A 19800-nucleotide genomic window follows, 5' to 3' on the forward strand; every position below is an offset into this window, starting at 1 on the left:
ATCATTCCATCCTAAATAGAATGGAATATTAACAAGAAAACATTACAACGACTTTTCTTCTTTGCATTATTTAACATCAAAGTATGCATTAACTGAGATTGAGTTTTATCATCTTTATTCTTAGCAGTTATCAAACAATTTTTATTATTGTTGCAAAATAAATATACCCCCACCTTATGTTACAATAATAATTATAAAGAAATTTGACATATTATCATTACGGAAAAATAGGCGTGATTAGCTCTTTAATTAAACATTTCAATTAGTTGAAAAACACTATCATGCTCAACATGTAATGATTGCAATTTTAAGATTAAATAAACTTAATAATTTATATTAGTTATCACTGAACTTCGCTTCCCTCGTACAGTTCATCATGAAAACAACACAGCGCCATTTCCAGCCAACTCTGATTAGAAAATCAGTTGCAAATTTTGCATCTGCTTTTTTTGCAACAGCTATTTAAAGAAAACAGTGAGATAGTGATTCTCTGAGAGATCAAGATATGCCTCTTTACACCTCGCAAACTATTTCTATGCATATCTCAGCTATTTCTCAAAGCCTGTACTTAATCATATCTTCTTCCGATGGAACGGAATCATTCTCTGATTGATCCATGATGTAAAGGCAACACGGATGTTTCATTTACTTTATGATTTAAAAGGAATAAATATGAATTCGCCTGTAAAAGAGATACCTGATGTATTAAAAAACCAATGTGGTTTTAATTGCCTGACAGATATTAGCCACAGCTCTTTTAACGAATTTCACCAACAAGTATCTGCTCACCTCTCTTGGTCCGAAGCACACGACTTATATCATGATGCCCAACAGGCCCAAAAGGATAATCGGCTATATGAAGCCCGTATTCTTAAACGCGCGAATCCTCAATTACAAAATGCCGTACATCTTGCCATCATCGCCCCTAATGTCGAACTGATAGGCTATAACAGCCAATTTAGCGGTAGAGCCAGTCAATATGTCGCACCGGGTACCGTTTCCTCCATGTTCTCCCCCGCCGCTTATTTGACTGAGCTTTATCGTGAGGCTCGCAATTTACACGCCAGCAACTCCGTTTATTATCTGGATACCCGCCGCCCAGATCTCAAATCAATGGCGCTCAGCCAACAAAATATGGATACCGAACTTTCCACTCTCTCGTTATCCAATGAGCTATTGTTGGAAAGTATTAAAACTGAGTCTAAGCTGGATAACTATACTAAAGTGATGGAAATGCTCTCCACTTTCCGTCCTTCCGGCGCGACGCCTTATCACGATGCTTATGAAAATGTGCGTGAAGTTATCCAGCTACAAGATCCTGGGCTTGAGCAATTAAATGCATCACCGGCAATTGCCGGGCTAATGCATCAAGCCTCCCTATTGGGTATTAACGCCTCAATCTCACCTGAGTTGTTTAATATCCTGACGGAGGAGATTACCGAAGGTAATGCTGAGGAACTTTATGAGAAAAATTTTGGTAATATCGAACCGGCCTCACTGGCTATGCCGGAATATCTTAAACGTTATTACAATTTAAGTGATGAAGAACTTAGCCAGTTTATTGGTAAAGCCAGCAATTTTGGTCAACAGGAATATAGTCATAACCAGCTTATTACTCCAGTAGTTAACAGCAGTGATGGCACGGTTAAGGTATATCGGATTACCCGCGAATATACAACAAATGCCTATCAAGTGGACGTGGAACTGTTTCCCTTCGGTGGTGAAAATTATCGGTTAGATTATAAATTCAAAGATTTTTGGAATGCCACTTATTTATCCATCAAGTTAAATGACAAAAGAGAGCTTATTCGAACTGAAGGCGCTCCTCAGGTCAACATAGAATACTCTGAAAATATCACATTAAGTACCACTGATATCAGTCAACCTTTTGAAATTGGCCTGACACGAGTACTTCCTAATACTAATTACGCCTATGCCGCCGCAAAATTTACCGTTGAGGAATATAACCAATACTCTTTCCTGCTAAAACTCAATAAAGCGATTCGTCTATCCCGTGCAACAGAATTGTCACCCACGATTCTGGAAGGCATTGTGCGCAGTGTTAATCAGCAACTGGATATCAACACAGAAGTATTAGGTAAAGTTTTTCTGACTAAATATTATATGCAGCGTTATGCTATTGATGCTGAAACTGCCCTAATACTCTGCAATGCGCTTATTTCACAACGCTCATATGAGAATCAAACTAGCCAATTTGATCGCCTGTTTAATACGCCATTACTGAACGGCCAATATTTTTCTACAGGAGATGAAGAGGTTGATTTAAATCCAGGCAGCACCGGCGATTGGCGCAAAACCATACTCAAGCGTGCATTTAATATCGATGATGTCTCGCTCTACCGCCTGCTTAAAATTACCGACCATAATAATAAAGACGGAAAGATTAAAAATAGCCTAAGGAATCTTTCCAATTTATATATTGGGAAATTATTGGCAGAAATCCATCAATTAACCATTGATGAATTGGATTTATTGCTGGTCGCTGTGGGTGAAGGAGAAACTAATTTATCCGCTATCAATGATAAGCAATTGGCTAGCCTGATCAGAAAACTCAATACCATTACCGGCTGGTTACATATACAGAAGTGGAGCGTGTTCCAGTTGTTTATTATGACCTCCACCAGCTATAACAAAACGCTAACGCCTGAAATTAAGAATCTGCTAGATACCGTTTACCACGGTTTACAAGGTTTTGATAAAGACAAAGCAGATTTACTACATGTTATGGCGCCTTATATTGCGGCTACCTTGCAATTATCATCAGAAAATGTCGCCCATTCAGTGCTACTTTGGGCAGACAAGTTAAAGCCCGGCGACGGCGCAATGACAGCAGAAAAATTCTGGGACTGGTTGAATACTCAGTATACGCCAGGTTCATCGGAAGCAGCAGAAATGCAGGAACATATCGTTCAGTACTGTCAGGCTCTGGCACAATTGGAAATGGTTTACCATTCCACCAGCATTAACGAAAACGCCTTCCGCCTGTTTGTGACAAAACCAGAGATGTTTGGCGCTGCGACTGAGGCAGCTCCTACGCATGATGCACTTTCATTGATCATGCTGACACGTTTTGCGGATTGGGTTAACGCACTAGGCGAAAAAGCCTCCTCCGTATTAGCGGCATTAGAAGCTAACACTTTAACGGCAGAACAACTGGCTGACGCTATGAATCTTGATGCCAATTTGTTGTTGCAAGCCAGTACTCAAGCACAAAACCATCAACACCTTCCTCCAGTGACTCAAGAAAATGCTTTCTCCTGTTGGACATCTATCAATACCATCCTGCAATGGGTTAATGTTGCACAACAATTGAATGTCGCCCCTCAGGGCGTTTCTGCTTTGGTCGGACTGGATTATATTCAATCAATGAAAGAGACGCCGACCTATGCCCAGTGGGAAAACGCGGCGGGAATATTAACCGCCGGATTGAATTCACAACAAGCGGATACATTACACGCTTTTCTGGATGAATCCCGCAGTGCCGCATTAAGCACCTACTATATCCGTCAAGTCGCCAAACCAGCGGCGGCCATTAAAAGCCGTGATGACCTGTATCAATACTTGCTGATTGATAATCAGGTTTCCGCTGCAATCAAAACCACCCGAATCGCCGAAGCCATTGCCAGCATTCAACTGTACGTTAACCGGGCGCTGGAAAATGTGGAAGAAAATGCCAATTCGGGGGTTATCAGCCGCCAATTCTTTATCGACTGGGACAAATATAATAAACGCTACAGCACTTGGGCTGGTGTTTCTCAATTAGTTTACTACCCGGAAAACTATATTGATCCGACCATACGCATCGGACAAACCAAAATGATGGACTCATTATTGCAATCCGTCAGCCAAAGCCAATTAAACGCCGATACGGTCGAAGACGCCTTTATGTCTTATCTGACATCGTTTGAACAGGTGGCTAATCTCAAAGTTGTTAGCGCATATCACGATAATATTAACAACGATCAAGGGCTGACCTATTTTATCGGACTCAGTGAAACTGATGCCGGTGAATATTATTGGCGCAGTGTCGATCACAATAAATTCAGCGATGGTAAATTCGCAGCTAACGCCTGGAGCGAATGGCACAAAATTGATTGCCCAATTAATCCTTACCGAAGCACTATCCGCCCTGTGATGTACAAATCCCGCTTGTATCTGCTCTGGTTGGAACAAAAGGAGATCACCAAACAGACAGGAAATAGCAAAGATGGCTATCAAACCGAGACGGATTATCGTTATGAGCTGAAATTGGCGCATATCCGCTATGACGGCACCTGGAATACGCCAATCACCTTTGATGTCAATGAAAAAATATCCAAGCTAGAACTGGCAAAAAATAAAGCGCCCGGACTCTATTGTGCCGGTTATCAAGGTGAAGATACGTTGCTGGTGATGTTTTATAACCAACAAGATACACTAGATAGTTATAAAACCGCTGCAATGCAAGGGCTATATATCTTTGCCGACATGGCATCCAAAGATATGACCTTAGGACAGAGCAATGTTTATCGGGATAACAGTTATAAACAATTTGACACTAATAGTGTCAGAAGAGTGAATAACCGCTACGCAGAGAATTATGAAATCCCTTCATCGGTAAATAGCCGAAAAGATTATTATTGGGGAGATTATTACCTCAGCATGGTATATAACGGGGATATTCCGATTATCAGTTATAAAGCCACATCAAGTGATTTAAAAATCTATATCTCCCCAAAATTAAGAATTATTCATAACGGATATGAAGGTCAGCAACGCAACCAATGCAACCTGATGAATAAATATGGCAAACTGGGTGATAAATTTATTGTTTATACTAGCTTGGGGGTCAATCCAAATAACTCGTCAAATAAGCTCATGTTTTACCCCGTCTATCAATATAGCGGAAACACCAGCGGACTCAATCAAGGGAGACTACTATTCCACCGTGACACCACTTATCCATCTAAAGTAGAAGCTTGGATTCCTGGAGCAAAACGTTCTCTAACCAACCAAAATGCCGCCATTGGTGATGATTATGCTACAGACTCTCTGAATAAACCGGATGATCTTAAGCAATACATCTTTATGACTGACAGTAAAGGGACTGCAACTGATGTTTCAGGCCCAGTAGAGATTAATACTGCAATTTCTCCTGCAAAAGTTCAGATAATAGTCAAAGTGGGTGGCAAGGAGAAAACTTTTACCGCAGATAAAGATGTCTCCATTCAGCCATCACCTAGCTTTGATGAAATGAATTATCAATTTAATGCCCTTGAAATAGACGGTTCTGGTCTGAACTTTATTAACAATTCAGCCAGTATTGATGTTACGTTTACCGCATTTGCAGAAGATGGCCGCAAACTGGGTTATGAAAGTTTCAGTATTCCTGTTATCCGCAAGGTGAGTACCGATAATGCTCTGACCCTGCACCATAATGAAAATGGTGCGCAATATATGCAATGGCAAGCCTATCGTACTCGCCTGAATACCCTATTTGCCCGCCAGTTGGTTGCACGAGCCACCACCGGAATCGATACAATTCTCAGTATGGAAACCCAAAATATCCAAGAATCTATGATGGGAATTGGGGCCTACGTGGAATTAGTTATGGATAAATATAATCCAGAAATCCACGGCACTGATAAATCCTTTACGATTATGTATTATGATATTTTTAAATCGGGTGATAAATTCCCTATTTATCAAGGGACACTAAGCGATATAACACCAACAAAAATACAATTATTCTTATCCCGTTTTGATGATGCTCATGGAAACAAAGATAATCTCTATGTCTATGCGGTTTATCAAAAACAGGAAACAAATGCTATCCGCTTTGTTAAAAAGGATAATAATGATGAACTCGCTATATTCGACACTACCTATAAGAATGGGACTTTCCCAGGGCTTTCATCAGCTAGAGTCGTGCCCACTTTCACAGAACCAATGGATTTCAGCGGCGCTAACAGCCTCTACTTCTGGGAACTGTTCTACTATACCCCGATGCTGGTTGCTCAACGTTTGTTGCATGAGCAAAACTTTGATGAAGCGAACCGCTGGCTGAAATATGTCTGGAGCCCATCCGGGTATATTGTCCACGGCCAGATTCAGAACTACCACTGGAATGTCCGTCCGTTACTGGAAGATACCAGTTGGAACAGCAATCCTTTGGATTCTGTCGATCCTGACGCGGTAGCACAACACGATCCAATGCACTACAAAGTCTCAACCTTTATGCGTACTCTCGATCTGTTGATAGCACGCGGCGATCAGGCTTACCGCCAACTGGAGCGGGATACGCTTAACGAAGCGAAGATGTGGTATATGCAAGCACTGCATCTATTGGGCGACAAACCTTACCTACCGCTGAGTACGACATGGAATGATCCTCGACTAGACAGAGCCGCGGATATTACTACCCAAAATGCTCACGCCAGCTCAATAGTTGCTCTGCGGCAGAGTACACCAGCACTTTTAACATTGCGCAGCGCCAATACCCTGACCGATCTCTTCCTGCCACAAATTAATGAAGTGATGATGAACTACTGGCAGACATTAGCTCAGAGAGTATACAACCTGCGTCATAACCTCTCTATCGACGGTCAACCGCTATATCTGCCAATCTATGCCGCACCAGCAGATCCAAAAGCGTTACTCAGCGCCGCCGTTGCCACTTCTCAAAGTGGAGGCAAACTACCAGAGTCATTTATGTCCCTGTGGCGCTTCCCGCACATGCTGGAAAATGCACGCGGCATGGTTAGCCAACTCATCCAGTTCGGCTCCACGTTACAAAATATTATCGAGCGTCAGGACGCGGAAGCACTCAATGCGTTATTACAAAATCAGGCCGCAGATCTGATATTGACTAACCTGAGCATTCAGGACAAAACCATTGAAGAATTGGATGCCGAGAAAACCGTGCTGGAAAAATCCAAAGCGGGGGCACAATCGCGCTTTGATAGCTACAGCAAACTGTACGATGAAAACATCAACGCTGGCGAAAACCAAGCCATGACGCTACGAGCGACCGCAGCCGGGCTCACCACGGCAGTTCAGGCATCCCGTCTGGCTGGCGCGGCGGCTGATTTGGTGCCTAACATCTTCGGCTTCGCCGGTGGTGGTAGCCGTTGGGGGGCCATCGCTGAGGCAACAGGTTATGTGATGGAATTCTCCGCTAATGTTATGAACACCGAAGCGGATAAAATTAGCCAATCTGAAACCTACCGTCGCCGCCGTCAGGAGTGGGAGATCCAGCGTAATAATGCCGAAGCGGAACTGAAACAACTCGACGCCCAACTTAAATCGTTGGCAGTACGCCGTGAAGCCGCCGTATTGCAAAAAAACAGCCTGAAAACCCAACAAGAACAGACTCAATCCCAATTGGCCTTCCTGCAACGTAAGTTCAGCAATCAAGCGTTGTACAACTGGCTACGGGGCCGACTGGCGGCGATTTACTTCCAGTTCTACGATTTGGCTGTCACACGTTGTTTAATGGCAGAACAGGCTTACCGTTGGGAACTCAATGATGACTCTGCACGCTTTATTAAACCGGGCGCCTGGCAAGGAACCTATGCCGGCCTGCTTGCTGGTGAAACCTTGATGTTGAGTCTGGCACAAATGGAAGATGCCCATTTGAAACGCGATAAACGCGCACTGGAGGTCGAACGCACGGTGTCGCTGGCCGAAGTTTATGCTGGATTGCCACAAGATAAAGGTCCATTCTCCCTGACTCAGGAAATCGAGAAGCTGGTGAATGAAGGCTCAGGCAGTGCCGGCAGTGGCAATAATAATTTGGCATTTGGCGCTGGCACGGACACTAAAACCTCTTTACAGGCATCCATTTCATTAGCTGATTTGAAAATCCGTGAAGATTACCCGGAATCCATTGGCAAAATTCGACGTATCAAACAGATCAGTGTCACCCTGCCCGCGCTACTGGGACCCTATCAGGATGTGCAGGCAATATTGTCTTACGGCGATAAAGCCGGATTAGCTAACGGCTGTGAAGCGTTGGCTGTTTCTCACGGTATGAATGACAGCGGCCAGTTCCAGCTCGATTTCAACGATGGCAAATTCCTGCCATTCGAAGGTATCGCCATTGATCAAGGCACGCTGACCCTGTGCTTCCCAAATGCATCAACGCCGGACAAAGGTAAACAAACCACTATGCTAAAAACCCTGAACGATATCATTTTGCATATTCGCTACACCATTAAATAACCGTCCCAACGTACTAAAACAGGCTCCGAATCGGAGCCTGTAAGGAGTTTTCATGCAGAATTCACAGACATTCAGTGTTGCCGAGCTGTCATTACCCAAGGGCGGCGGGGCCATTACCGGTATGGGTGAAGCATTAACACCCACCGGGCCGGATGGTATGGCCGCCTTATCCCTGCCATTACCCATTTCTGCCGGGCGGGGTTACTCCCCATCGCTCACCTTGAATTACAACAGCGGAACCGGTAACAGCCCGTTTGGTCTCGGTTGGGATTGCAACGTCATGACAATTCGTCGTCGCACCAGTACTGGCGTGCCGAATTACGATGAAACCGATACTTTTCTGGGGCCAGAAGGTGAAGTGTTGGTAATAGCATTAAATGAGAGCGGTCAAGCTGATATCCGCAGTGAATCCTCATTGCAGGGCATCAATTTAGGGGCGACTTTCACCGTTACCGGTTATCGCTCCCGTTTGGAAAGCCACTTTAGCCGATTGGAATACTGGCAACCCCAAACAACCGGCACAACCGATTTCTGGCTGATATACAGCCCCGACGGACAGGTCCATTTACTGGGCAAAAATCCTCAGGCACGTATCAGCAATCCACTCAATGTTAACCAAACGGCACAATGGCTGTTGGAAGCCTCGGTATCATCCCACGGTGAGCAGATTTATTATCAGTATCGCGCCGAAGATGAAACAGGTTGTGAAACTGACGAGCTCACAGCCCACCCGAACGCAACCGTTCAGCGCTACCTGCAAACAGTACATTACGGTAACCTGACCGCCAGCGACGTTTTTCCCACACTAAACGGAGATGACCCACTCAAATCTAGCTGGTTATTCTGTTTAGTATTTGATTACGGTGAGCGCAAAAACAGCTTATCTGAAATGCCGCCGTTTAAAGCCATAAGTCACTGGCTTTGCCGCCAAGACCGTTTTTCCCGTTATGAATACGGTTTTGAATTGCGTACCCGGCGTCTATGCCGCCAAATACTGATGTTTCACCGTCTACAAACCCTGTCTGGTCAAACAAAAGGAGACGATGAACCCGCTTTGGTTTCACGTCTGATACTGGATTATGATGAAAACGCGGTGATCAGCACGCTCGTTTCTGTCCGTCGGATAGGCCATGAGGACAACAATACCGTCATCTCACTGCCACCACTGGAACTGGCTTACCAGCCTTTTGAGCCAGAACAAAAAGCACTCTGGCAACCAATGGATGTACTGGCAAATTTCAACACCATTCAGCGCTGGCAACTGCTTGACCTTAAAGGAGAAGGCGTACCCGGTATTCTGTATCAGGATAGAAATGGCTGGTGGTACCGATCTGCCCAACGTCAGGCAGGGGAAGAGGTAAATGCGGTTACCTGGGGGAAAATGCAACTCCTCCCCATCATGCCAGCTTTGCAGGATAACGCTTCACTGATGGATATTAACGGTGACGGGCAACTGGACTGGATTATCACCGGGCCGGGATTAAGGGGCTATCACAGCCAACACCCGGATGGTAGCTGGACACGTTTTACACCATTACATGCTTTGCCGATAGAATATTCTCATCCTCGCGCTCAACTTGCCGATTTAATGGGGGCCGGGCTATCCGATTTAGTGCTGATTGGTCCCAAAAGCGTGCGCTTGTATGCTAATAACCGTGATGGTTTTACCGAAGGACGGGATGTGGTGCAATCCGGTGATATCACCCTGCCGTTACCGGGTGCCGATGCCCGTAAGTTAGTGGCATTTAGTGACGTACTCGGTTCGGGCCAAGCACATCTGGTTGAAGTTAGTGCAACTCAAGTCACCTGCTGGCCAAATTTGGGACATGGCCGCTTTGGTCAGCCAATCACATTGCCGGGATTCAGCCAATCTGCCGCCAATTTTAATCCTAACCGGATTCATCTGGCCGATCTGGACGGCAGCGGTCCTGCCGATTTGATTTATGTTCATGCTGACCGTCTGGAGATTTTCAGAAATGAAAGTGGTAACGGTTTTGCAAAACCATTCACACTCCATTTTCCTGACGGCCTGCATTTTGATGATACTTGCCAGTTACAAGTGGCCGATGTACAAGGATTAGGGGCTGTCAGCCTGATCCTGAGCGTACCGCATATGGCACCACATCATTGGCGCTGCGATCTGACTAACGCGAAACCGTGGTTACTCAGTGAAATGAACAACAATATGGGCGCTCATCACACCCTGCATTACCGTAGCTCTGTCCAGTTCTGGCTGGATGAAAAAGCCGCAGCCTTAGCGACCGGACAAACACCGGTCTGTTACCTGCCCTTCCCGGTCCATACCCTTTGGCAAACAGAAACCGAGGATGAAATCAGCGGCAACAAATTAGTGACCACGTTACGTTACGCTCACGGCGCTTGGGATGGACATGAGCGGGAATTTCGTGGCTTTGGTTATGTTGAGCAGACAGACAGCCATCAACTGGCTCAAGGTAATGCGCCGGAACGTACACCATCGGCACTCACCAAAAACTGGTATGCCACCGGAATCCCTGAGGTAGACAATACGCTATCCGCCGGGTATTGGCGTGGCGATAAGCAAGCTTTCACCGGTTTTACGCCACGCTTTACTCTCTGGAAAGAGGGCAAAGATGTTCCTGTGACACCGGAAGATGAGCATAATCGGTACTGGTTAAACCGGGCACTAAAAGGCCAACCACTGCGTAGTGAACTCTACGGGCTAGATGGCAGCCCACAGCAAAAGATCCCCTATACAGTGACTGAATCCCGTCCACAAGTGCGCCAATTACAAGATGACACTACCTCTTCCCCGGTGCTCTGGGCTTCAGTCGTCGAGAGCCGTAGTTATCACTATGAACGTATTATCAGTGATCCCCTGTGCAATCAGGATATCACGCTGTCCAGTGACCTGTTCGGACAACCCCTGAAACAGGTTTCAGTGCAATATCCCCGCCGCAATAAACCAACAACCAATCCGTATCCCGATACACTACCGGATACGCTGTTTGCCAGCAGTTATGACGACCAACAACAGCGATTGCAGTTAACCTACCAGCAATCCAGTTGGCACCATCTAATCGGTAATGAACTCAGAGTGTTGGGATTACCGGATGGTACACGCAGTGATGCCTTTACTTACGATGCCAAACATGTGCCTATTGACGGTTTAAATCTGGAAGCCCTATGTGCTGAAAATAGCCTGATTGCCGATGATAAACCACGCGAATACCTCAACCAGCAACGAACGTTCTATACCGATGGAAAAAACCAAGCGCCATTGGAAATACCGACATGGCAAGCTTTAATCGCCTTTACCGAAACGGCGGTATTGACAGAATCCCTGTTATCCGCATTCGATGGCGGTATCACGCCAGATGAATTACCCGGCATTCTGACACAAGCAGGATATCAACAAGAACCTTACCTTTTCCCACGCACCGGCGAAAACAAAGTCTGGGTAGCACGTAAAGGCTATACCGATTACGGGACTGAGACACAATTTTGGCGTCCTGTCGCACAACGTAACACCCTGTTAACTGGGAAAACGACCCTGAAATGGGATACCTACTACTGTGTCATCACTCAAACCCAAGACGCTGCTGGTTTGACTGTCTCAGCCAATTATGACTGGCGTTTTCTCACACCTGTGCAACTGACTGATATCAATGATAATGTGCATCTCATGACCTTGGATGCACTGGGGCGCCCTGTCACACAACGCTTCTGGGGGATCGAAAGTGGTGTGGCAACAGGTTACTCTTCACCAGAAGAAAAACCATTCTCTCCACCAGCCGATGTTAATACCGCCATTGATCTGACCGGGCCACTCCCTGTCGCGCTGTGTCTGGTCTATGCGCCAGACAGTTGGATGCCACCATTCAGTCAGGAAACCTTCAACACATTAACGCAAGAAGAGCAGAAAACGCTGCGTGATTTACGGATTATCACGGAAGATTGGCGTATTTGCGCGCTAGCTCGCCGCCGTTGGCTACAAAGTCAACAGGCTAGCACACCATTGGTTAACCTGTTAACCAATAGCATCGGTTTTCCTCCCCATAACCTTACACTGACCACGGATCGTTATGACCATGATTCTGAACAGCAAATTCGTCAACAAGTCGCATTCAGTGATGGTTTTGGCCGTCTATTGCAAGCGTCTGTACGGCATGAGGCAGGCGAAGCTTGGCAACGTAACCAAGACGGCTCTTTGGTGACAAAAATGGAGGATACCAAAACGCGCTGGGCGGTCACGGGACGCACCGAATATGATAATAAGGGTCAGACGATACGAACTTATCAGCCCTATTTCCTCAACGATTGGCGATATGTGAGTGATGACAGTGCCAGAAAAGGGGCCTATGCCGATACGCATATCTATGATCCGATTGGGCGGGAAATCCGGGTTATCACCGCAAAAGGCTGGCTGCGACAGAGCCAATATTTTCCGTGGTTTATCGTGAGTGAGGATGAAAATGATTTGGCCGTTGACGCGATCGTGTAATTGAACCCGTATTCGCTCGTTTAATGTTAACGAGCGGATATAATACTGCATTGTTGAGTTCTAAATAGAGGGACAGGATATTTTGTTACCTTTTATTTCATAGGTAATAAAGTTCAATTCCTGCAAAAATCTATCATCATGAGAACTAAAAATAACCACTTTCTCTTCTGCAAGAGAAATCAGCAACTCAATTAAAAATGTTATAGAATCTGAATCAAGGCCATTTGTTGGCTCATCAAAAATATAAACATCCGCATCGGTAATAAAAGCGGACGTCAATAAAAACTTCTTCTTTATCCCAAGCGACATTTGTCCATATTCAACGCCAGAATAATTATATATACCAAAACCATTTAAATAGTAATCCAATTGATATTTTAGATTACTTTTCCTATAACGTTTACTTAGATTTATCACATCCATTCCAGTAATAAAGTTATAAAAATTAACATTATCCGATATATAAAAGCCATGCCGTTGCAAACTAAACTTATGCTTTTCTCCATTTTTTATAAAATTAACCGTTCCTTTTCTAACCTTGTTTACGCCAGCAATACTTGCAAGAAAAGTCGTTTTACCAGCCCCATTAACTCCCGCAATACGGTTTAATCCAACACGAAAACTACAATTAACTTCTGAAAAAATAGTCTTACTATTAATAACAACTTCTAACCCAACAACCTCAAGCATAAATAACCCCTAAAAATAGCGTAAAAAAGAAAATAACACCAACAATAATAATTTTCGTGTATTGCGTTCTCAAAAGAGAAATAAAAGAAACAATAATAGAAAGAAAGGCATAAGATAAAAATATAATCACAGAAAAAGATTTAACAACAAGAAAACAAAAAATCAAAAAACAAACAAGATAAAAAAACAAAGAAACACAATAATTAAAAAGGAATATTTTCCGCACAGAGAGAAAGTTTGACAAATATGAAAGATAATTTATTTCAATATATGAAAGATTATAGAATAACAACATGCATATATATAAAACAACACTGGAATATATTAATAATATATAATCAGCTTTGTTTGGTATTTGAGAAAAAGCACTTTCACATAATATATATAAAAGCAGAACAGATAATACCATAATAAGCACAGATATTTTATTTTTATTAAAATAAGAACGAAGGTTAATTATATAAGGCAAAGAAAAAAAAACTAATGAAAATAATTTTTTATTTCTATTAATTATGTAACATGGTGTGAAATTCAAATATAATATCAATGCTACTAATGGAATAATTAATGTAAAAATCAAATCATATAATATTCCATTCCTGAATGATGCCGCCAGAATAAAGAACACAGTAACAATAAAAAAATGCAAAAAACTTAACTCAAATAAGCAAAATCCAATTACAGCAAAAGAAACCATCAAAAAAAACATAGATGAAAGGTAATGTAAACAATTAACATTTTCAGAGAAAAAACCCATAAAAAAGAAAATAACCATCGGAAAAGCACTATAAATAAAGAAAACAACACGACAAATAAACAAGTTTTTTTTACCTACCAAAGAAACGATGACTGAATTCTCCTTTGCAGAAGGAAAAAACCTTAGGTTAATCAAATAAAATGCTAGATAAACTATTAAAGATATGGAAGAAAAATAAAATGATTTTATGTGATTCTCTGGAATAACAATATTAGAAGATAAAGTAATTAAAACCTCAATGACACCACTGAACTTTGCCGGGAGTAACAAAAGAAAAAGGAGTATAATGACATTTTTATTCCCAGACGCGAATTTTTTTATCCTACCTTTATATTCCAAGGCATCAGCGATTATTAAATTCATACTGCCTCTCTAAAACCAAAATCTAAACAATTTTCTTGGTGAATCTTTAGGAAATTTCGTCCTAGAATGCAAATACAAATAATTGCTGAATACAATACATTGATTTTTACTTAAACGCAATCGGTATTGATTTTCCTTTTGGTGTATAAAATCACTAATATCCATAAGCATCGAGTAAACATCTTGGGTACATTTAAATTTATTAAGTAATGGTGAAAATGATATTCCAACATTACTCGATATTTTTGAAAATATCCTTTTTTGAAAAGATTTATTACTAGAAAAATGGGCAAGACATTCATCATGGAATAATATATCAGATTTCTCCCCATACTTTTCAAAAATAAAATTATAAACAGCATCTGAGTCAACTAATATACTATCACCACCTTCACAAGAAGGGTTTTGACAATATAGTGCAACTATATTTGGCTGTTTTTCTTCATGCCCTTCATCTGTATGTACCGGTTGAGATATATTTGATTCAAAAAACCACTTGGGGTTATCAACTGATTTTATCGTTTCATATTCTTTAAGACCTCTATTCTTATAAGTAAGAAGTGGCCCAAATATGCTTGCGAGCCATAATGATATATCAGAAATACTTTGATCATTATGAAATTCAATTAAATATATATCCCCATCTGAAAATACTTTACCATAAATTTCCTTACTTAATCCAAGTTCGACATTATCCTTATGGATATACTTGATTTTTTCATTATCGTGTAATTCACTAAAATTATAATCGTCAGAACCAATAATCTTCTTAATATTACTAAATAAAGGATAGTCATTGTATATCATTTTATTTCCTCATAATTCTCAAATACATTTAATAAATGTAAAGACTCTTTAAAAATCTCGCTTGAACGCCCTGAAAACATATTTAGATTTTCTTTAATAACACTTGACATTTTTTTACATAATCTCACAATTCTATCTGTAGAACCATGATATTTTGCAGATGAATTTAATCCAAACAATTGAGCTCTAAATGAAAGAATCTCCACACCAACTATATAGCTATGGAAAAGTAAATATATAGGAAACATGTTATTACCAAAAACAGATTTAACCCCTTCAACCTCTACATGAATTCTTTTAGAATCTTCATTCATATGTATATTAGCAATATCATCAATGAATAAAATCATGTGGGTCAATTGATGAAAAACCAATTCAACAAAATCCTGATAATCAAATTCATCTTTAAAATCCATAGAAGCAAGACCAATTGTTTTTTGTGTCGTGCCATTTGTATACGAAGATAACTTATTTATAATAATAATCTTAATAACCTTGTTTATTAATTCATATATTTTATCATATTTTGACAATGTATATAACCATTCATAAAATACATTATTTATAATCATTAAATTAATCTTTTCCGAATTATTCGTATATTTATCTTTTAATGTAAGCAGGTGGTCGTAACAATATGGTAAAGCACCTTCATATGAAGTTATAAGAGGTATGTTAGAATCAGGTATTCTATCAAAAACAGAGTATTTTATGAAAAATTCATTGTGATAATTAAAAGATATACCACGTAAACCTATAACCTTATTAATAAACTCAAGTACATTTTCGTACCCAATTATATAATACATATAAACCTCAATTAAAGTTATCTAATATAATATTCAAAACAATGCCATTTATGTATTTATCTCCAATGGAAAATCTTATACTATCATCTGTAATCTTTGAGTAACCCAATGGAAAAACACTGACCTTTATTCCATTTTTAATCATTTTACTATTAAACGACTTAATACTATCAGCTTCTCCTGAAAAGAAAATAAAATTAGCTTGACTTTTACTTACAACAATATCATTTAACTTTGACATTTTATTTATCATAACATCTCTGTATTTTTTTACATTTGATATATTTTTCGTGTCAATTTTCCTTTCATTTATAATATCAAGAACTAATTTCATTTTTATATCACTTAATGAATAAATCAAAGAAAACTTATTAATATATGAGATAAGATCTGGATTAGAAAACAGATATCCAAAGCGCAGCCCGGCAAAGCCAATTTTAGAAAAACTACGGAGAACAATGAGATTATCATATTCAGGAATAAGATTTAATATATTTGAACCTTGCGATGAATAAGCCACATATGCCTCGTCAATAACAACAGGACACTTACAGTTTTCAACAATACATTTTATTTCATCCACCCCAAATAATACACCGGTCGGATTATTTGGATTATCAATAATAATTAATGAATTTTCATATTTTTGGGACGCATGGATAAATGCTTGTACATTAAGACTAAGATCATTATTTAAAGGAATTTTATGTACATCAACTCGACATATATTCGCCAATCTTGTAAACATAAAGAATGAAGGATTGGGAATTAATAGATTAGTTTTTTTTGTAGAAAAAGATAATAAAATTGTTTGAATCAATTCCAAAAGACCATTACCAAGAAGAATATTTTTATCATAATTGACACCATTAATTTCACATAGTTTCTCTCTAATTATATTGGCTTCGAAACTAGGATAACAATTTATATCTATTTCTTTTAGATTATCAGAGTAAACTTTTGAATCCAATTTTATCTGATAAGGAAACTCCATCAAACTTAAGTTATTATCGATTGGAGTAATACTAAAATCAGGAATTTCATTATACAACCCATCTCTATAAAAATAACGTCTTTTTATACACATTGTATTTACCATATTAGTAATTTAATAAACACTTCGCTCTATATTCAGGAAGAAAACAATATTTCTACTATAAAAAATATATTATAAAATCTTTCTCGCTAAGTTATTTATCCATTGTGAATAATCATGGTTTTCATCACGTTCTACTAATGGGGGAAAAGCCTTTCTTTTAAAGTCAAAATATTCACTTCTAAGATCACCTTCAGAACAACAATTGTATGTAAAAAAAATACACCTTCTCCTATTACCAGATAGATTTTCTCTTGACATATGCAACAAAAATGAACTAAAGATCAAAAGATCTCCAGCATTAGCCTGAATAGGAATCCAGTTATATTTCTCATATGTATTTTCCAATGCCTTACCTTTGCTATGAGGAATTAACTCTTTTTCAAACGGCTTATTTGAAATACATAAACAACCATTATCTATAGTTGTATCATCAATTGGAATCATTACATTAAACATTTCTTTATCAATGAATCTAGTAAATGCAGGATAATCTTGATGAGGAGAGAATCCACCACCACCGCTTAATTTAAAATTAATTTTGTCTTTAAATAAAAAATAATCTTCACCCATAACTAAAGATAATAATTTAGAAGATTTTTTTTCAATTTTTTTTATAACAAAAGCTTCTTTTTTATCAATAAAATTCTCTATTCTATTAAGTATTTTATTATTATCAATCACACTGGACTCATAATATTTCATTATCTCCCCGGGAACATCTTCACGGTCATCAAGAAGTTGTACTGCTGAACTAAGTAGTTTTTTCTCCTTATGGCATAAAAAATCCCGTATTAAGACATACCCTTGAGTATCTAATTCTTTTTTATATTCACTGTTCATACCTTATATAACTCCTCTCTTTCTATCACTTCACATATTTTTTTATCCAAATATTCTCTATTACTGTAAATAGAATTAGGATCGGTTTCTAGTATTGATGTTCTAATCCAAAAATCAGGTCTATCAATAGAAATGATCGCTATATTTCTTTTTTTAGCGATAACGGCAACCCAAATATCTGACATATTTTTTAATTGAAAAGATTCCATCGAAAATGAACACAATGATGAATGATAAGCCAATGTACCAGTACCTGGAATATTCACAGCAATATCATTATCAAGTGGACGACTAAAGTGAATTCCTTTTTTATATTTATAATATGATAATAATGAATCTCTATCAATAATATTTCCATGCACACATATAAATTGCTGCCGTTTATACTTTTCTATTTTTAATACAAGTTTTTCAACATAGTTTGGTGGATAAATTAGATCATCATCAAGCGTAAATAAATAGCCAGACTTATTTTTTAATGGGAAGAACTTTGATGCATCACCAAAATCCCCAAAATGATAGCTCATATAAACTTTAATTTTATCTCTATTCAGAAATTGAGGTACCTTTTCGTATCCATTTAAATATACATTTAATTCATCTATTTGTGAATAGATAGAGTTAATAGCAATTTGTAAATTATATTCTCTTTCTGGTATACTCGCTAAAGATGCTATTCGCAAATTTCTATTATCAATTATTAGTTTAGTTGAAGGAACTCCCTGAGGAAGTTTATATTTATTCCAAGTCCATACACCATGATTTTGATAGATTCTTTTTATCTTCAAATAATCACTTATGTAATTAGAAAATAATATTTCATCTTGAACTATGTTGTACCCATTAGATATATAAATAGTATTCTTCTTTCCATAGATTTCAATTACTGCATAGTGGATAGCAATATGATCATAATGCCCATATTCACCATGTACAGCATGTGTAGTAATAGAGTCATATTCAGAAATGTTTAGTTTTTCTAGAGAATCACATATGGCCTTAAAATATTTTTTATCCAAAAAATTAGTTTCAAAATTTTCCCAATCTCCAGGTTCTTTTAAACCCAAATTAATAATTTTAGAAAAATAAGGATGTTCAGATAATGCATCTCTCCTTTGTTTATGAAATAACGGTTTATTTTCTCTGCCAGAGAAAACTATAACTATATAGTCAAAATCTTTTGGATTGAACCATATAATTTCGTCATCAGGATGTGCAACAATTAGAAAGTTCATATTACTTTCCCGTACACTCTTTTATATATATCACGAGCTATGGATATTTCATCAATAATAGTAGTATAGTCTTCAACATTAGAATCTCTTTCAATTATAACACCACTGACATCCGTTTTTGAAAGTGCAAACTCATATAATTCCCATACTTCACTCCATATATCATTAGCATGAGTGTCTATAATCATATCAAACTTATATGCCCCACCAGCCAAATGAATTTCCACAACATGATCTAATGGTAGTTTTAGCAAAAATTCTTTCGGGTCATAATTATGATCCGTCATTCCGCACCGTATTTCTGATTTAAAAATAATGTGATCTTACACAGGTTTTTTGTATTGATGACATCGGTGGGGTTGACGGTAATCGCCAATTTTGATCTATTACTTTTATTTGCCGGAAAGCGAATATGTCCACACCCATACCTGCCATTAAACGTCTCGATCATCTTGGCCTTATCGCCGCTTTTTGTCATGAAGCCGGTTTACCCC

Annotated in this window: 11 protein-coding genes; 3 read left to right on the top strand and 8 right to left on the bottom strand. The window is 39.4% G+C overall.

All coding sequences use genetic code 11. From position 1 onward, the window contains the following. Positions 1–672 precede the first annotated feature (672 nt). Together AAC155_RS10800 and AAC155_RS10805 are read left to right on the top strand one after the other, a co-directional pair. The gene (locus AAC155_RS10800) at positions 673–8223 is read left to right on the top strand and encodes a Tc toxin subunit A-related protein (RefSeq protein WP_113042136.1); all 7551 of its coding nucleotides are present in this window, start codon (positions 673–675) and stop codon (positions 8221–8223) included. A 52-nt stretch (positions 8224–8275) separates the two neighbouring features. Continuing rightward, a complete protein-coding gene (locus AAC155_RS10805; RefSeq protein WP_113042137.1) occupies positions 8276–12706 on the top strand; it encodes a SpvB/TcaC N-terminal domain-containing protein in 4431 nt (1476 codons plus the stop codon). A gap of 60 nt (positions 12707–12766) precedes the next feature. Here AAC155_RS10805 and AAC155_RS10810 read toward each other — a convergent pair whose 3' ends face one another. The 8 genes from AAC155_RS10810 to AAC155_RS10845 all read right to left on the bottom strand — a co-directional run bounded on the left by AAC155_RS10810 (position 12767) and on the right by AAC155_RS10845 (position 19593). Then, a complete protein-coding gene (locus AAC155_RS10810; protein ID WP_113042138.1) occupies positions 12767–13396 on the bottom strand; it encodes an ATP-binding cassette domain-containing protein in 630 nt (209 codons plus the stop codon). Continuing rightward, positions 13389–14516, bottom strand: a complete 1128-nt coding sequence (locus AAC155_RS10815; RefSeq protein ID WP_113042139.1) for a hypothetical protein — start codon at positions 14514–14516, stop codon at positions 13389–13391. Before AAC155_RS10815 ends, AAC155_RS10810 begins: the two co-directional genes overlap by 8 nt. 9 nt (positions 14517–14525) lie before the next feature. After that, positions 14526–15323: a TauD/TfdA family dioxygenase gene (locus AAC155_RS10820; protein WP_113042140.1), complete on the bottom strand. Its 798-nt coding sequence runs from the start codon at positions 15321–15323 to the stop codon at positions 14526–14528. After that, on the bottom strand, positions 15320–16132 hold the full coding sequence (locus AAC155_RS10825; RefSeq protein ID WP_113042141.1) for a hypothetical protein: 813 nt from the start codon (positions 16130–16132) through the stop codon (positions 15320–15322). The genes AAC155_RS10820 and AAC155_RS10825 overlap by 4 nt, the downstream gene beginning before the upstream one ends. A 7-nt stretch (positions 16133–16139) precedes the next feature. Further along, complete coding sequence (locus tag AAC155_RS10830; RefSeq protein WP_158536546.1) at positions 16140–17219, bottom strand: pyridoxal phosphate-dependent aminotransferase; 1080 nt, start codon at positions 17217–17219, stop codon at positions 16140–16142. An 81-nt stretch (positions 17220–17300) separates the two neighbouring features. Beyond that, a complete protein-coding gene (locus AAC155_RS10835; protein WP_113042143.1) occupies positions 17301–18071 on the bottom strand; it encodes a phytanoyl-CoA dioxygenase family protein in 771 nt (256 codons plus the stop codon). Beyond that, a complete protein-coding gene (locus AAC155_RS10840; RefSeq protein ID WP_113042144.1) occupies positions 18068–19306 on the bottom strand; it encodes a hypothetical protein in 1239 nt (412 codons plus the stop codon). The genes AAC155_RS10835 and AAC155_RS10840 overlap by 4 nt, the downstream gene beginning before the upstream one ends. After that, complete coding sequence (locus AAC155_RS10845) at positions 19303–19593, bottom strand: multinuclear nonheme iron-dependent oxidase (protein WP_158536547.1); 291 nt, start codon at positions 19591–19593, stop codon at positions 19303–19305. Before AAC155_RS10845 ends, AAC155_RS10840 begins: the two co-directional genes overlap by 4 nt. 125 nt (positions 19594–19718) lie before the next feature. Between AAC155_RS10845 and AAC155_RS10850 the strand changes: the two genes are divergently transcribed. After that, the coding region (locus AAC155_RS10850; RefSeq protein ID WP_223121420.1) for a DUF4277 domain-containing protein at positions 19719–19800 on the top strand (82 nt) is incomplete at its 3' end.

This window comes from Photorhabdus sp. HUG-39 (assembly GCF_963878365.1).
In the GTDB taxonomy this organism is placed as follows: domain Bacteria; phylum Pseudomonadota; class Gammaproteobacteria; order Enterobacterales; family Enterobacteriaceae; genus Photorhabdus; species Photorhabdus kayaii.

Coding starts and splice junctions, on each gene's coding strand:
- AAC155_RS10800 (WP_113042136.1), top strand. CDS start 673: ATGAATTCGCCTGTAAAAGAGATACCTGATGTATTAAAAAACCAATGT.
- AAC155_RS10805 (WP_113042137.1), top strand. CDS start 8,276: ATGCAGAATTCACAGACATTCAGTGTTGCCGAGCTGTCATTACCCAAG.
- AAC155_RS10810 (WP_113042138.1), bottom strand. CDS start 13,396: ATGCTTGAGGTTGTTGGGTTAGAAGTTGTTATTAATAGTAAGACTATT.
- AAC155_RS10815 (WP_113042139.1), bottom strand. CDS start 14,516: ATGAATTTAATAATCGCTGATGCCTTGGAATATAAAGGTAGGATAAAA.
- AAC155_RS10820 (WP_113042140.1), bottom strand. CDS start 15,323: ATGATATACAATGACTATCCTTTATTTAGTAATATTAAGAAGATTATT.
- AAC155_RS10825 (WP_113042141.1), bottom strand. CDS start 16,132: ATGTATTATATAATTGGGTACGAAAATGTACTTGAGTTTATTAATAAG.
- AAC155_RS10830 (WP_158536546.1), bottom strand. CDS start 17,219: ATGTGTATAAAAAGACGTTATTTTTATAGAGATGGGTTGTATAATGAA.
- AAC155_RS10835 (WP_113042143.1), bottom strand. CDS start 18,071: ATGAACAGTGAATATAAAAAAGAATTAGATACTCAAGGGTATGTCTTA.
- AAC155_RS10840 (WP_113042144.1), bottom strand. CDS start 19,306: ATGAACTTTCTAATTGTTGCACATCCTGATGACGAAATTATATGGTTC.
- AAC155_RS10845 (WP_158536547.1), bottom strand. CDS start 19,593: ATGACGGATCATAATTATGACCCGAAAGAATTTTTGCTAAAACTACCA.